Source organism: Turicibacter faecis (genome assembly GCF_037076425.1).
Classification (GTDB): Bacteria; Bacillota_I; Bacilli_A; order MOL361; family Turicibacteraceae; genus Turicibacter; species Turicibacter faecis.
In genome coordinates this window covers 2,250,001-2,264,396 of sequence record NZ_AP028127.1, presented here as the reverse complement: position 1 = coordinate 2,264,396, position 14,396 = coordinate 2,250,001, and the positions used below count along the sequence as shown (strand labels likewise).

Annotated in this window: 11 protein-coding genes (1 of these 11 running past the window's edge); all 11 read left to right on the top strand. The window is 36.9% G+C overall.

All coding sequences use genetic code 11. From position 1 onward, the window contains the following. Positions 1-80: 80 nt before the first annotated feature. Positions 81-593, top strand: coding sequence for a 5-(carboxyamino)imidazole ribonucleotide mutase (gene purE / locus AACH31_RS11005; RefSeq protein ID WP_161832463.1), 513 nt, complete (start codon positions 81-83; stop codon positions 591-593). Further along, on the top strand, positions 586-1,716 hold the full coding sequence (gene purK, locus AACH31_RS11000; RefSeq protein WP_161832464.1) for a 5-(carboxyamino)imidazole ribonucleotide synthase: 1,131 nt from the start codon (positions 586-588) through the stop codon (positions 1,714-1,716). The genes purE and purK overlap by 8 nt, the downstream gene beginning before the upstream one ends. 16 nt (positions 1,717-1,732) lie before the next feature. Continuing rightward, positions 1,733-5,440 (top strand): phosphoribosylformylglycinamidine synthase, encoded by a 3,708-nt coding sequence (locus AACH31_RS10995; protein WP_338617631.1) that lies wholly within the window; start codon positions 1,733-1,735, stop codon positions 5,438-5,440. 114 nt (positions 5,441-5,554) lie between these two features. Beyond that, complete coding sequence (gene purC, locus AACH31_RS10990) at positions 5,555-6,265, top strand: phosphoribosylaminoimidazolesuccinocarboxamide synthase (protein ID WP_161832466.1); 711 nt, start codon at positions 5,555-5,557, stop codon at positions 6,263-6,265. A 10-nt stretch (positions 6,266-6,275) separates the two neighbouring features. Then, positions 6,276-7,706 carry an amidophosphoribosyltransferase gene (purF, locus tag AACH31_RS10985; RefSeq protein ID WP_338506625.1) on the top strand — a complete coding sequence of 477 codons (1,431 nt, stop codon included), beginning with the start codon at positions 6,276-6,278 and terminating at the stop codon, positions 7,704-7,706. Between the two features lie 14 nt (positions 7,707-7,720). After that, positions 7,721-8,746 carry a phosphoribosylformylglycinamidine cyclo-ligase gene (gene purM / locus AACH31_RS10980; protein ID WP_338617628.1) on the top strand — a complete coding sequence of 342 codons (1,026 nt, stop codon included), beginning with the start codon at positions 7,721-7,723 and terminating at the stop codon, positions 8,744-8,746. Next, positions 8,743-9,303 (top strand): phosphoribosylglycinamide formyltransferase, encoded by a 561-nt coding sequence (purN, locus tag AACH31_RS10975; protein ID WP_338617627.1) that lies wholly within the window; start codon positions 8,743-8,745, stop codon positions 9,301-9,303. Before purM ends, purN begins: the two co-directional genes overlap by 4 nt. A 14-nt stretch (positions 9,304-9,317) precedes the next feature. After that, complete coding sequence (gene purH / locus AACH31_RS10970; RefSeq protein WP_161832470.1) at positions 9,318-10,850, top strand: bifunctional phosphoribosylaminoimidazolecarboxamide formyltransferase/IMP cyclohydrolase; 1,533 nt, start codon at positions 9,318-9,320, stop codon at positions 10,848-10,850. 26 nt (positions 10,851-10,876) lie between these two features. After that, a complete protein-coding gene (purD, locus tag AACH31_RS10965) occupies positions 10,877-12,130 on the top strand; it encodes a phosphoribosylamine--glycine ligase (RefSeq protein WP_161832471.1) in 1,254 nt (417 codons plus the stop codon). Between the two features lie 125 nt (positions 12,131-12,255). Next, positions 12,256-13,347 carry a pyridoxal-phosphate-dependent aminotransferase family protein gene (locus AACH31_RS10960; protein ID WP_338617625.1) on the top strand — a complete coding sequence of 364 codons (1,092 nt, stop codon included), beginning with the start codon at positions 12,256-12,258 and terminating at the stop codon, positions 13,345-13,347. A gap of 16 nt (positions 13,348-13,363) precedes the next feature. Next, a protein-coding gene (locus AACH31_RS10955) for a phosphoenolpyruvate carboxykinase (protein ID WP_161832473.1) crosses the window boundary here: on the top strand, positions 13,364-14,396 show its 5' portion. It continues 692 nt past the right edge of the window; only the first 1,033 of its 1,725 coding nucleotides appear in the window; the start codon lies at positions 13,364-13,366; the stop codon falls past the right edge of the window.

Here is a 14,396-nt window from a genome sequence, read left to right as displayed (position 1 = left end):
GGAACGGGGCTAACGGTTCCCTCCTTCTAACTTAATAAATATAAGGATAGAGTTTTGATCTAGTTTGGAGGAAAAAACTTATGGAGAGAATTTATGAAATTTCAAGTAAACCATTAGTTGGAATTATCATGGGTAGTAAATCCGATTTAGAAACGATGCAAGAGTCGATGAAAGTATTGGACGAATTGCAAATTTCATATGAGGCACACGTTGTATCCGCTCATCGTACGCCAGATAAAATGTTCGAATATGCTGAACTTGCGCGAGAAAGAGGGATTAAGGTGATTATTGCTGGAGCAGGAGGAGCTGCTCACTTACCTGGAATGGTTGCAGCTAAAACGACACTTCCTGTTATCGGTGTTCCTGTTCAGTCTAGAACGTTAAATGGGATAGATTCGCTTCTTTCAATCGTTCAAATGCCTGGAGGAATTCCAGTTGCCACTGTTGCAATCGGTAAAGCAGGTGCGAAAAATGCGGGATTGCTTGCAGCTTCTATTTTGAGTACAAGTAACGCTACGATTACAAAAAAGCTAGATGAATATCGTGAAGAAATGACGGAATCTGTGTTAAAGGAAAGTGATCTAGGTGAGTAGAGTGATTTTACCCGGTGCTACTATTGGGATTATTGGTGGCGGGCAACTTGGACGAATGATGGCAATATCGGCAAAACAAATGGGATATAAAATAGCGGTGTTGGAGCCTTCAAAAAATGGCCCCCTCGCTCAAATCGCTGATTATGAAATCAATGCCCCTTATGATTGTGAAGAGGCTTTAATAGAGTTATTAAATTTAAGTGATGTTGTCACGTATGAGTTTGAAAATATTGATGGAAGTCAAATTAAAAGGGTAGAAGCTAGAGGGTATTTACCTCAGGGAGAGCGTCCTTTAATGTTGACCCAACAAAGGTATATCGAAAAAAAAGCAATTAATAAGTGTGGGTTTCAAACGGCCCCTTATGAAAAAGTAGAAGGAGTCGATGAATTAAAGCAGGCAGTGTTAAATATTGGTTACCCATGTATTCTTAAAACAGTAAGTGGAGGTTATGATGGAAAAGGCCAATGGACATTAAAGTCTGATTTAGATTTAGAAAATGTCCAATCCGTTGTAGCGACTCAACCTTGTATTTTAGAAGGTTTTGTTCCATTTACAAAAGAAATTTCAGTTATTGTGACGCGGGGAACGAACAAACAAGTTGAGGTTTTTCCGATTGTTGAAAATATTCATCACAATCATATTTTGCACTTAAGTGTTGTGCCTGCCCGAATAGATAAACGTCAACAATTACAAGCAGAGGAAATTGGAAAAACATTAATTGAGAAATTAGACTTTGTGGGAACACTTGCGATTGAGATGTTTGTTGTAGGAGATGAGCTTATTATTAATGAGTTAGCTCCACGCCCTCATAATTCAGGTCATTATACGATTGATGCGTGTAATGTTTCTCAATTTGAACAACATATTCGTGCCATTTGTGGATTGCCTTTGATCAAACCACAATTAATTAAATCTGCGACGATGTTAAATCTTCTAGGCCAACATGTAGATTATGCGTTAGAGATGTGGAAAAAGCCCGAGTTTTCAGAGGCTAAACTTCATCTTTATGGAAAAGCAGAAGCAAAAAGAAATCGTAAAATGGGGCACCTCACGTTTGTTAATCCGTGTGAAGCAACAGTATTAGAACAGGTTAATCAATTTTTAAATAATTTTCCCAAGTAAAGGATGAGGATGAGAAATGAGTCAGTATCGCGTTTATGTAGAAAAGAAAGAGAGTTACGCAACGGAAGCTATGAGCTTAGCGCATGAGTTGAACGAGAACTTGCACCTTGCATTAAAAAATGTTCGTATTGTTAATGTGTACGACGTGTTTAATATTAATGATCAACAATTAGAAGTGACGAAACAAAATGTTTTGTCTGAAAAAGTAACGGATGTGGTTAGCGAGACATTAGATCTAGAAAATAAGGTTTACTTTGCTGTTGAATTTTTACCGGGACAATATGATCAACGTGCCGACTCTGCTATGCAGTGTATTCAACTTTTAACAGGAAATGACGAAGTTCGTGTTAAAAGTGGTAAAGTAATTCTTCTAGATGAAGATACTTCTAACGAGGATTTAGAAAAAATTAAACATTACTATATTAATCCGATTGAAATGCGTGAAAAGGATATGGATTCTCCTTTGAAATTAGATGAGTCAGTTGAGATTGAAGATGTACAAATTCATCTAGGTTTTATCGATTATAATGATGAGCAATTAGATCAATTTTTACACGAACATAATATGGCGATGACTTTAGATGATATCAAGTTAATTCAAGCGTATTTTTGTCGAAAAGAACACCGAAATCCGACAGAAACTGAATTAAAGGTGCTTGATACTTATTGGTCTGACCATTGTCGTCATACGACCTTTGAAACGGTTCTTCAAAACGTAACGTTTGAAAGTGGACGTTTTCATGAAATTTTAGAGTCAACTTACAACGAGTATTGTGAGATGCGTCAACGTGTACATCATAATCGCAAGCCGATGACTTTAATGGATATGGCGACTATTTCAATGAAGGAGCAAGGAAGGTTAGGGTTATTAAAAGATTTAGAAGTTTCAGACGAAATCAATGCATGTAGTATTTTCATCGATGTTGATGTAGATGGTGTAATCGAACCATGGTTATTAATGTTTAAAAATGAGACGCATAATCACCCTACTGAAATTGAACCATTTGGTGGAGCTTCAACTTGTATTGGTGGGGCTATCCGTGACCCACTATCTGGACGCTCATACGTTTATCAAGCGATGCGTATCAGTGGTGGAGCAAATATTCTTGAAACAATCGAAGAAACGATGGAAGGTAAACTTCCACAGCAAGTCATCTCTAAACGATCGGCTGATGGAAATAGTTCTTACGGAAATCAAATTGGTTTAGCAACAACCTTTGTACGTGAAATTTACCATGAGGGGTATAAGGCAAAACACATGGAAGTAGGGGCTGTAGTTGGTGCAGTTAAGGCTAGTGATGTTCGTCGTGAAAAACCACAAGCAGGGGATATCATTGTGTTATTAGGTGGAAGAACAGGACGCGATGGTATTGGTGGAGCAACGGGATCATCAAAGGCTCACACTAAAACATCTATTCAAACGGCTTCGTCTGAGGTTCAAAAAGGGAACGCGCCAACCGAGCGTAAAATTCAACGTTTATTTAGAAATGGAGAAGTAACACGTCTAATTAAAAAATGTAATGACTTTGGAGCAGGTGGGGTTTGTGTTGCCATTGGTGAGTTAGCAGATGGACTTGAGATTGATTTAAACAAAGTTCCAGTAAAATATGAAGGGTTAAACGGGACAGAATTAGCCGTTTCAGAATCTCAGGAACGTATGGCTGTTTTAATTGATCCAAAGGATTTAGACACGTTCATTGGATTTGCTACTGAAGAAAATTTAGAGGCAACAGTGGTTGCTAAGGTTACTGATACAAACCGACTAGTAATGTATTGGAATGATAAGGTGATCGTCAACTTATCACGTGAGTTTTTAGATACGAATGGTGCACGTCAATACATGGATGTCAAAGTTGTCACACCAAAGGAAGAAGATCCATTTGCGAGTAAAATTGAAGGAGAAACCATTAAGGAAAAGTTTTTAAATAACTTAAGACAACCTAATGTCGCATCTTTACAAGGGATGGTTGAAATGTTTGATGCAACAATTGGGGGAACAAGTGTTTTAATGCCTTATGGAGGAAAGTATCAATTAACTGAAACAGAGGGATCTGTACATAAAATTCCACTTCGTCATGGGGTGACAAATACAGTAAGTATGTTAACACATGGATATAATCCAGATATTACAACTTGGTCACCATTTCATGGGGCGGCTTACGCAGTAATTGAATCGATCGCACGTATTATAGCGTTAGGTGGAAAATGGCAAGGAATTCGTTTTTCATTCCAGGAATATTTCCGTCGCTTAGGTCAAGATCCAGAAAATTGGGGTCAACCATTCGCCGCGCTATTAGGTTCAATCTATGTTCAACAAGGATTTAATCTACCGGCTATTGGTGGAAAGGATAGTATGAGTGGATCATTTGGTGATTTACATGTCCCACCAACACTTATTTCATTTGCAGTGCAAACTGAAAAGGCGTCTAAAGTTTTATCTCCTGAATTTAAGGAGGTAGATAACTACATTTATTTAATTAAGCATAATCCGACGAAGGATTTAATGCCAAACATTGAACAATTAAAAGAAAATTATAATTTTATTTACGACATGGTGACGCTTGGTCATATTAAATCTGCGTTTAGTATTAAACAGGGGGGGATTGCTGAAGCGATTGCCAAAATGTCGTTTGGTAATAAGATTGGGGCAAGCATTAAGACAGGTTATGATTTATTTAATATAGATTTTGGATCGATCATCGTTGAAACAGATCGCCCACTATTATTTGAACATGCTCATTTATTAGGGAAAACGACGAAAGATCCGTTAATTATTGTTAATCAAGAGGTATTAACGATTGATGAGTGTTTGGCAGCATGGCAAGGGAAATTTGAACACGTCTATCCGATTGCCTCTTCATCATCGGAAAAAATGGTTCAAACAGTTGACTACACGAATAGACATATTAAAACCTCTCCTTTAGGAGCGACTCCACAAGTATTTTTACCTGTGTTCCCTGGAACAAATTGCGAATACGATACAGCACGAGCTTTTGAAAGGGCAGGAGCTCAAACTATTATCGATGTTTTTGGTAACCAAAATCACCAAGATATTGAGTCTTCCATTGAACGTATGGTGAAACATATTGATCAATCACAAATTTTAATGCTTTCAGGTGGATTCAGTGCCGGAGATGAACCAGATGGATCAGGTAAATTTATTACATCTGTTTTAATGAATGAACGAATTCGAGAAAGTGTTGAAGGATTACTCGAGCGTGACGGATTAATCTTAGGAATTTGTAATGGATTCCAAGCATTAATCAAATCTGGATTATTACCTTATGGAAAATTTAATCAAGTAACAGAGGATTCACCGACGCTAGTAAAGAACGATATTAATCGCCACCTTTCTAAAATTGTTCGTACAAGAATCGCATCCAATAAATCGCCATGGTTATCGCAAACTGAGGTAGGGGCTATTCATAATGTGGCAATTTCTCATGGTGAAGGTAAGTTTGTAGCGAATGATAAAATGATTAAACAATTAATTGAAAATGGTCAAATTGCAACGCAATATATTGACTTAAATAATCAAGCGACCATGGATGGTATTTATAATCCAAATGGATCTATTATGGCTATCGAGGGGATTACGAGTCCAGATGGACGAATCCTTGGTAAAATGGGGCACTCAGAGCGAATGGGAGACCAAATTTTCAAAAATGTCCCAGGGGATTATGATCAGTTAATTTTTGAAAGTGGAGTTAAATATTTCAAATAGAAGTTATTGGTTTACGGTTTATGTGAAGGATTGAGAGGGATTGATCAGTCTAATCCCCTCAAATTCCTTTCTATATTATATAGAGGTATATAGAGAAGACGGAGGATGATTATAATGAGTCAAAATCGTGTAATGTTATATGAAGGAAAAGCGAAACAAATTTTTAAAACAGATGATGCAGCAAAGGTAGTTATTCATTATAAGGATGACGCAACAGCGTTTAATGGAGTAAAAAAATCGAGTATTGCTAATAAGGGAATCTTAAATAACGCTATTACAACCATCATTTTTGAAATGTTAGAAAAACGCGGAATTAAGACACATTTTATCGAAAAAATAAATGAACGTGATCAATTATGCCATCAAGTAGAAATTATTCCTTTAGAGGTGATTATTCGTAATGTTATTGCTGGAAGCATGGCAAAACGTTTAGGAATTGAAGAAGGGACAGTACCAAGTAACGTTGTATATGAATTATGCTATAAAAACGATACGTATGGTGACCCATTAATTAATGATGATCATGCTGTGGCATTAGGATTGGCAACATACGAGGAATTAGCCACAATTAAAAAAATGACATTAGAAATTAATCAAGCACTTATTGAGTTTTTCGATAAGCAAGGGATTCGATTAATTGATTTTAAAATCGAATTTGGTCGTAAAAATGATGGAACCATTGTATTAGCAGATGAGATTTCTCCAGATACATGCCGATTATGGGATAAAGAGACAAACGAAAAATTAGATAAAGACCGTTTCCGACGAGATCTTGGGAATGTAGAAGAAGCGTATATTGAAATTTTAAATCGTGTCAGTCGATAGGGTGAGTGGAATGTCAGAATTAGACTTATTTTTTGAAAATAAAATGAATGAAGAATGCGGCGTGTTCGGTGTATTTAATCACGAAAATGCGGCAGAGTTAACTTATTACGGGTTACATGCCCTCCAACATCGTGGGCAAGAGGGAGCCGGAATTGTTACAAGTGATGGACAAACTCTTCACCAACATAAGGGTGAAGGGCTAGTTCATAACATATTTACACAACAAGATATTAATCGATTAGCAGGAATTCATGCCATCGGTCATGTTCGTTATTCAACAGCAGGTGGTGGAGGTATCATGAATGTGCAACCTTTTTTATTCCAATCTCAAACGGGGAGACTTGGGTTGTGTCATAATGGTAATTTAGTTAATGCCCATCAATTAAAAGGATATTTGGAGAATGAAGGTAGTATTTTTCAAACAACATCTGATTCGGAAATTTTAGCGCATTTGTTAAAAAGACAACGTGGCGATATGTTAAGTGCCCTAAAAGAATCATTGCTTTATATCGAGGGTGCCTTTGCTTTCTTATTATTAAAGGAAAACGAAATGTATATTGCTTTGGATAAATTAGGGCTGCGCCCTTTATCGCTTGGGAAAATTGGTGAAAATGGATTTGTTGTTGCCTCAGAAACTTGTGCTTTCGATGTGATTGGAGCAACTTATATTCGTGATGTTAAACCGGGTGAGGTCATCCGTATTGATTTAGAAGGGATGACTTCAGAAAGTTATGCGGTGAAGGGTGAGCAGAGTATGTGCAGTATGGAATATGTCTACTTCGCTCGTCCTGATAGTGATATTGAGGGAATTAATGTTCATCAGGCGCGAAAAAATTGTGGACGTATTTTAGCTAAAGAAGCTCCTGTTGAGGCAGATATTGTTGTTGGTGTGCCTGATTCGGGATTGAGTGCGGCGATTGGGTATGCAGAAGAATCGATGATTCCATTTGAAATTGGGATGGTCAAAAATAAATACATCGGACGTACTTTTATTCAACCTTCACAGTCTCTTCGAGAACAGGGAGTTAAAATGAAGTTATCAGCTGTTCATTCAATCGTTAAAGATAAACGAGTCGTTCTAATTGATGATTCAATCGTTCGTGGGACGACTTCACGACGAATGGTTGATATGTTACGTGAGGCCGGTGCTCGAGAAGTGCATGTGAGAATTGCTTCACCCGAGATAAAGTTTCCTTGTTTTTACGGGGTAGATTTTTCAACTTATGATGAATTAGTGGCGGCTACACATACAACGGATCAAATATGTGAGTTAATTGGGGCGGATTCATTAGCGTTTGTCTCAGTTGACGGTTTAACAAAGGGTATTGGACGTGATTCTAAACTTGGAAAGAACTGTGGTCAATGCGTGGCCTGCTTTAACGGGGACTACCCGACGTACTTATATGAAGATGTAAAAAGTGCCAATAAGGAAGTTAAATAAGAGGTGAAAGAGAAATGAGTAAAGCATACGAGTTATCTGGTGTTAGCTTAGAAGCGGGTTATGAAAGTGTAAATCGAATTAAAAAACATGTAGCAAAAACGCATCGACAAGGAGTTTTCTCAGGAATTGGTGCTTTTGGAGCAATGTTTGACTTATCAGAATTAAATTATAAAAAACCGTTATTAGTTTCGGGGACTGATGGAGTAGGAACTAAATTAATGGTTGCTATTAAAGCTGATGTTCACGATACAATTGGAATTGATTGCGTAGCTATGTGTGTAAATGATATCGTTGTGCAAGGAGCTCAACCCCTTTACTTTTTAGATTACGTCGCTGTTGGCAAAAATGAGCCTGAAAAAATTGAAGCTATCGTTAAGGGAGTAGCTGATGGGTGCCAACAAGCTGGTGCCGCATTAATTGGTGGTGAAACAGCAGAAATGCCGGATATGTATGACTTAGATCATTACGATTTAGCAGGATTTGCAGTTGGTGTTGTTGAAAAAGACCAGTTGATTACCGGTGAAAAGGTGAAAGCAGGCGATGTCCTAATTGGTTTACCATCGAGTGGAATTCATTCAAATGGGTATTCTCTTGTTCGAAAGATTTTATTTAAAGATAATGACATTGACTTAAATCGTTATGAAGATTCATTAGGTATGACAGTGAAAGAAGCTGTCTTAGCCCCTACAAAGATTTATGTAAAACCTATTTTATCGCTTATTAAGGAAATCGGTGTCCATGGTATGGCACATATTACAGGTGGAGGATTTGATGAAAATATCCCACGTGCTTTACCTAAAGGTTGTGGTGTGAAGATTAATAAGAACTCTTATCCTATACCTCCAGTTTTTAACTACCTAAGAGAGTTAGGTAACTTAGAAGAACGTGAAATGTACAATGTCTTTAATATGGGGATTGGAATGGTTATTATTGTTGATCGTCAGGATGCAGAAAAGACAATGCAAATTTTGAAAAACTGTGATGAGGAACCTTATATTATTGGAGAGGTCATTGAGGGAGAAGGAGTTCAATTAGTATGAAGAAAATAGTTGTTTTTGCATCTGGGAGTGGAAGCAACTTTCAAACTATTGTTGAAAAATTACATCTAAAAAAATGTGAAGTAGCCTTGTTAGTTTGTGATAAAGAAGGAGCCTATTGTGTAGAGCGTGCCAAACTGCTTGGTATCCCGACTTTCGTCTTCCATCCTAAGGATTATGCCAAAAAGGCAGACTTTGAAAAGGTAATTTGTCAGGAGTTATCTAAGGTGGAGCCCAATTTAATCGTTTTAGCGGGATATATGCGTATTATTGGTCAGACACTTTTAGATGCCTATGAAGGTAAGATCATTAATATTCATCCAGCATTATTACCTGCTTTTCCAGGTCGTGATGGAATTACAGATGCCTTGAATTATGGTGTGAAGATTATGGGTGTCACGGTTCACTACGTTGATGCAGGAATAGATACAGGGAAAATTATTGATCAATCGTGTTTCAAACGTTCAGGTCAAGAATCTAAGGAAGAAATAATAAATCGTATTCATGAGTTAGAACATGAATTGTATCCACCAGTTATTGAAAGACTTTTAGAGTTATAGGAGGCGTTTAGGGAATGAAACGAGCGTTAGTTAGTGTATCAGATAAAACAAATTTAGTACCTTTTGTAAAAAGATTAGTAGAATTAGGGTATGAGATTATTTCAACAGGTGGAACTAAAAAGGCTTTAGAGGAAGCCGGTGTGGAAGTTATTGCAGTTGATGCGGTGACTGGATTTCCAGAAATATTAGAAGGGCGCGTTAAAACGTTACATCCAATGATTCACGGAGGCTTATTGGCAAAACGTGGGGATCGTTCTCATCAACAACAGGTGGATGAAAATCAAATCAAGTATATCGATCTTGTGTGTGTCAACTTATATCCATTTGCTAAAACTATTCAAAATACGGCTTCAACTCATGAGGATAAAATTGAAAATATCGATATTGGTGGACCTTCAATGTTACGTTCTGCCGCTAAGAACTTTAATGATGTGACAGTTATTGTCGATGCAAAAGATTACGATTTAGTTATTTCAGAAATTGAAGAGAATCAAAATACAACATTAAAAACACGTCAAATGTTAGCAGGAAAAGTGTTTAATCATACAGCAGCATATGATGCGATGATTGCTAATTATTTTAATGAAATTAATGAAATCGAATTTCCAGAGAAATTAACGTTAACTTATGACTTAAAACAGGGATTACGTTATGGGGAAAACCCTCATCAAAAGGCGGCGTTTTATCAAACGTTACAACAGCCTTCATATAGTGTGGTTAATAGTCAACAATTACATGGGAAGGAATTGTCTTATAATAACATTGCGGATGCAAATGCTGCACTCGAAATTTTACAAGAATTTGAAGGACCAGCAGCCGTTGCGGTTAAGCATATGAATCCATGTGGTGTTGGGTTAGGTTCAACGATTGAAGAAGCATATGATAAAGCATACCAAGCGGATCCAGTATCTATTTTTGGTGGAATTGTTGCATTGAACAAAGAGGTGACTAAAGAGGTAGCTGAAAAATTACATCAGTTATTTTTAGAAATCGTTATCGCACCAAGCTTTAGTGAGGAAGCCTTAGCGATTTTAAAACAAAAGAAAAATCTTCGTCTTTTAATTACTGATATGTCAAAACGATTAGAAAATGGAATGAAATTAGCATCAGTTAAAGGTGGAGTGCTTGTTCAAGATCTTGATACGCTTCAAGTTAACAAAGAAGAATTAGAGTGTGTGACTGAAGTTCAACCAACAAGCGAGGACTTAAAACAATTAATGTTTGGGTTTAATGTGTGCAAGCATGTAAAATCAAATGCAATTACTTTAGTAAAAGAGGATATGACTATTGGAATTGGTGCAGGACAAATGAACCGTGTAGGATCAGCTAAGATTGCGTTAGAACAAGCCGGAGAGTTATCACAAGGGGCTTATTTGGCATCAGATGCTTTCTTCCCGATGTCTGACACGGTGGAGTTAGCTGCAAAATATGGTATCAAAGCTATTATTCAACCAGGTGGATCAATTAAAGATCAAGATTCAATTGATGCATGTAACAAGCATGGAATATGCATGGTATTTACAAAGGTTCGTCATTTTAAACATTAATGGATGAGTGATAAGAGGAGTAGGCTATGAAAGTTTTAGTTATTGGACGCGGTGGACGTGAGCATGCCATCGTAAAAAAATTAGTACGTGATCGTAAGGCATCTCAAATTTTTTGTGCCCCAGGAAACGATGGAATGAGTGAAGCAACCCTTGTTCCAATTGAGGAGACTCATGTTGCGGAATTGGCGGCTTTTGCTCAAGAAAATCAGATTGATTTAACAATTGTCGGTCCTGAGGTATCTCTAATGGCAGGGGTTGTTAATGAGTTTAATCAATTAGGGCTACCTATCTTTGGTCCTACTAAAGAGGCAGCTTTAATTGAAGGTAGTAAAGCCTTTGCAAAATATATGATGCAAAAGTATGATATTCCGACGGCGGCCTATGGAGAGTTCACTAATATAGAAGAGGCGACGGCTTATCTAAGAACACAAAAGATGCCAATTGTAATTAAAGCTGACGGATTGGCGGCTGGAAAGGGAGTCGTGATTTGTCAAACGTTGGAAGAAGCTGAAGCTACTGTCAAGGAAATGCTTCTTGATCGAAAATTTGATGATGCATCATCTAAAATTGTTATTGAGGAGTTTTTAGACGGAGAAGAGTTTTCTTTAATGGCTTTTGTTTCAAATGAAATTTATAAGGCAATGCCTATCGCACGTGATTATAAACGTGCTCATGATGGTGATTTGGGATTAAATACGGGAGGAATGGGAAATCATAGTCCTCACCCATTAATTTTTGACACTGATTATGAAGATGCAATTAACCAAGTGATTGAACCAATGACAAAGGCGATGATTGAAGAGGGAATCCCTTTCACAGGAATTTTATATGCTGGTTTAATGAAGACAGCGGAAGGGATTAAGGTTATTGAATTTAATGCCAGATTCGGTGATCCTGAGACGGAGGTGTTACTCCCACGCCTTGAAACAGACTTAACTGATATTATGTTATCCTTATTAGAAGGTAAAGATATTGAGTGTCATTGGAATGATAAAGCCACTGTCGGAATCGTTTTGGCTGCTAAGGGATATCCAGGTGCTTACGTAAAAGGAACACCAATTAAAGGATTAGACGAATTAGTCGATGTAGATGTTTGTCATATGGGAACGAAATTAATTGACAATCAAATCTCTCTAAATGGTGGACGTGTTCTGTTTGTTGTGGGAACTGGCGATACGCTTGAAGATGCACGTCAAAAAGTCTATCAAGAAGTAAAAAAAATAGACTGTAAAGATTTGTTCTACCGTACAGATATCGCAAAAAAAGTGATAAATAGTTAATTAAAATAGAAGGGAGATATCATTTTATCTCCCTTTAATTGCATAGATTAGTTAATGAATGTTTATAAGATTGGAGATAATAGGCTTCTAAGATTATGTGATAAATGAAAAGAGGGTGAAGGAGAATGAGTAAAGTTTTATTTACACCAGGACCGACGAATGTTCCTGATTTTATTAGAGAGGTTCTTGGACGAGATTTAATTCATCATCGAATGGCAGACTATCACGAGTTACTAAAGGAAATCAACGAAGATTTAAAAGTTGTGTTCGGTACAGCGAACGATGTTTTAGTTTTAACATCTTCTGGAACAGGGTCAATGGAATCAACCGTTGTTAACCTTTTTTCACAAGGTGATTCCGTACTGGTTATTAATACGGGATGGTTTGGGAAAAGATTTATTGAAATCTGCCAGGTTTATGGGTTAACTGTTCATGAATTGTGTTATGAGTGGGGAAATAGTTATAATATTGACGAAGTTGAAAATATTTTGGATAAATTCCCGGAAATTAAAGGAGTTTTTGTGACATATCATGAAACCTCGACAGGTGTTTTGAACAATTTGAAACCGTTAGGGAATTTAACGCGAAATAGAGGCTGCCTATTAATTACAGATTGCATTAGCGGGATGATTGTTCATGAATTTCACATGGATGAATGGGGAGTCGACTGTGCAGTTGCTAGTAGTCAAAAGGGATTCTTGCTTCCACCGGGATTAAGTTTTGTCGCCTTAAGCGATAAGGCAAAGGATGCCATGGAACAATCGAGTTTACCTAAATATTATTGGGATTATAAAAAATATTTTAATTCTTTTAATGAAAAGTGCGAACAGCCTTTTACGCCAGCTATTTCGATTGTCGTTGCTTTAAAGGAATCGTTAAGTTACTTGCTAGACAAAGGTGTAACAACAGTCGTTGATGAGAAGAGAATGCTTAGAAGGTATGCCGAGGAGAAATTACAGGAGCTCGGGTTTAAATTATTTATTGAAGATGAGTCGATTAGAGGGAATGCCCTTATCCCTGTTATTGTTCCGGATGGGGTAGATGGAAAACGTCTAACATCGTCAATTGATGAACGTCATAATTTTACTGTCGCAGGCGGTATGGGGAGTTATGCAGGAAAAATGTTACGTGTTGGAATTTTGAGCGACATTACAACGAAAGAAATTGACTTGTTAGTATCATATCTGAAAGAGAGTTTAAAGGATTATAAAAAGTAAAAAGGGGGACTGACTAATGAAACCGCAATTTGAATTGGAACGAAACACAGCTGTAATTAATTTTTCCGCCCATTATTGTAATACAGCGGATGAATTATTAAATAGCCAGGGATTTGAGCGTGTTTTAAGTAGATTTTTAAAACAGTTAAAGAAGAAGGAATCACCAATTTATGAACAACTTTCATATGTTTGTGGAGAATGCTTGATTGCGAGCGAATTAATTTCCTTGTTTAAATTATTATTAGTTTTAGAAATAGATGAAATCATGAAAATGAACCGATCATTTATTGTTTTATTACAACACAAGGATGCTCTAATTAATTTTATTGAGGAACTTTATGATTACTGGCGACAACTTGAACGATATAGTGTCATTTATAATAGCACTGAAGGTACAGGAATCCAAAAAATTAAATTTATCGAGGCTAATAATGCATTTACTAATTTAGTTTTACAAGTCTATCGTATTATTGAAGAGCGCTTAATGGGGCATCATCAGAATGTGTATCGTCAATTAATTGTAGGTGCCAATGCGGGATTAGTTTTAAATGAGATTCAGTGGGATATTCCGGTTCAATATATGGGGTTACGATATCCGGCTTTTATCGAGTCTATTGTGTTAACTCCGCCATTTATTACTTATCCTAAACGGACAAAAAGAGATGGAATTTTCGAGGAAGTGTTTGAAAATCCGCTAGATGGATTATATTTAGATCCTAATAATTGGTTTGTGTATCCTGCTAAAGTGGGAACGGCTTTAGCGTATGTTTATTTCCATCGAGATTTCATGGCCCAAGGGGTGACGATGTGTAATTTATTTGAATTGGCAGATCTAAAGGAATGTGATAATAGAAAGCCAGATTTAATTTATGTTTATGGAAATAAGGATAAAGAGGATAAAGCAGTGTTTTATCAAGATAAGGCTAATGATATTATGATTGGTTATGCTTCTTATAGTGAGGAACACGACTACTTTGGCTATATGAAAAAGATGGTGTTAACACTGTACAATGTTAAAATGATTAATGAGAAAAAGTTACCGCTACATG

What these genes read in the sequence shown, in the direction of transcription:
- AACH31_RS10960 (WP_338617625.1), top strand. Translation starts at nt 12,256, where the DNA reads ATGAGTAAAGTTTTATTTACACCAGGACCGACGAATGTTCCTGATTTT.
- purF (WP_338506625.1), top strand. Translation starts at nt 6,276, where the DNA reads ATGTCAGAATTAGACTTATTTTTTGAAAATAAAATGAATGAAGAATGC.
- purD (WP_161832471.1), top strand. Translation starts at nt 10,877, where the DNA reads ATGAAAGTTTTAGTTATTGGACGCGGTGGACGTGAGCATGCCATCGTA.
- purM (WP_338617628.1), top strand. Translation starts at nt 7,721, where the DNA reads ATGAGTAAAGCATACGAGTTATCTGGTGTTAGCTTAGAAGCGGGTTAT.
- purH (WP_161832470.1), top strand. Translation starts at nt 9,318, where the DNA reads ATGAAACGAGCGTTAGTTAGTGTATCAGATAAAACAAATTTAGTACCT.
- purC (WP_161832466.1), top strand. Translation starts at nt 5,555, where the DNA reads ATGAGTCAAAATCGTGTAATGTTATATGAAGGAAAAGCGAAACAAATT.
- purE (WP_161832463.1), top strand. Translation starts at nt 81, where the DNA reads ATGGAGAGAATTTATGAAATTTCAAGTAAACCATTAGTTGGAATTATC.
- AACH31_RS10995 (WP_338617631.1), top strand. Translation starts at nt 1,733, where the DNA reads ATGAGTCAGTATCGCGTTTATGTAGAAAAGAAAGAGAGTTACGCAACG.
- purN (WP_338617627.1), top strand. Translation starts at nt 8,743, where the DNA reads ATGAAGAAAATAGTTGTTTTTGCATCTGGGAGTGGAAGCAACTTTCAA.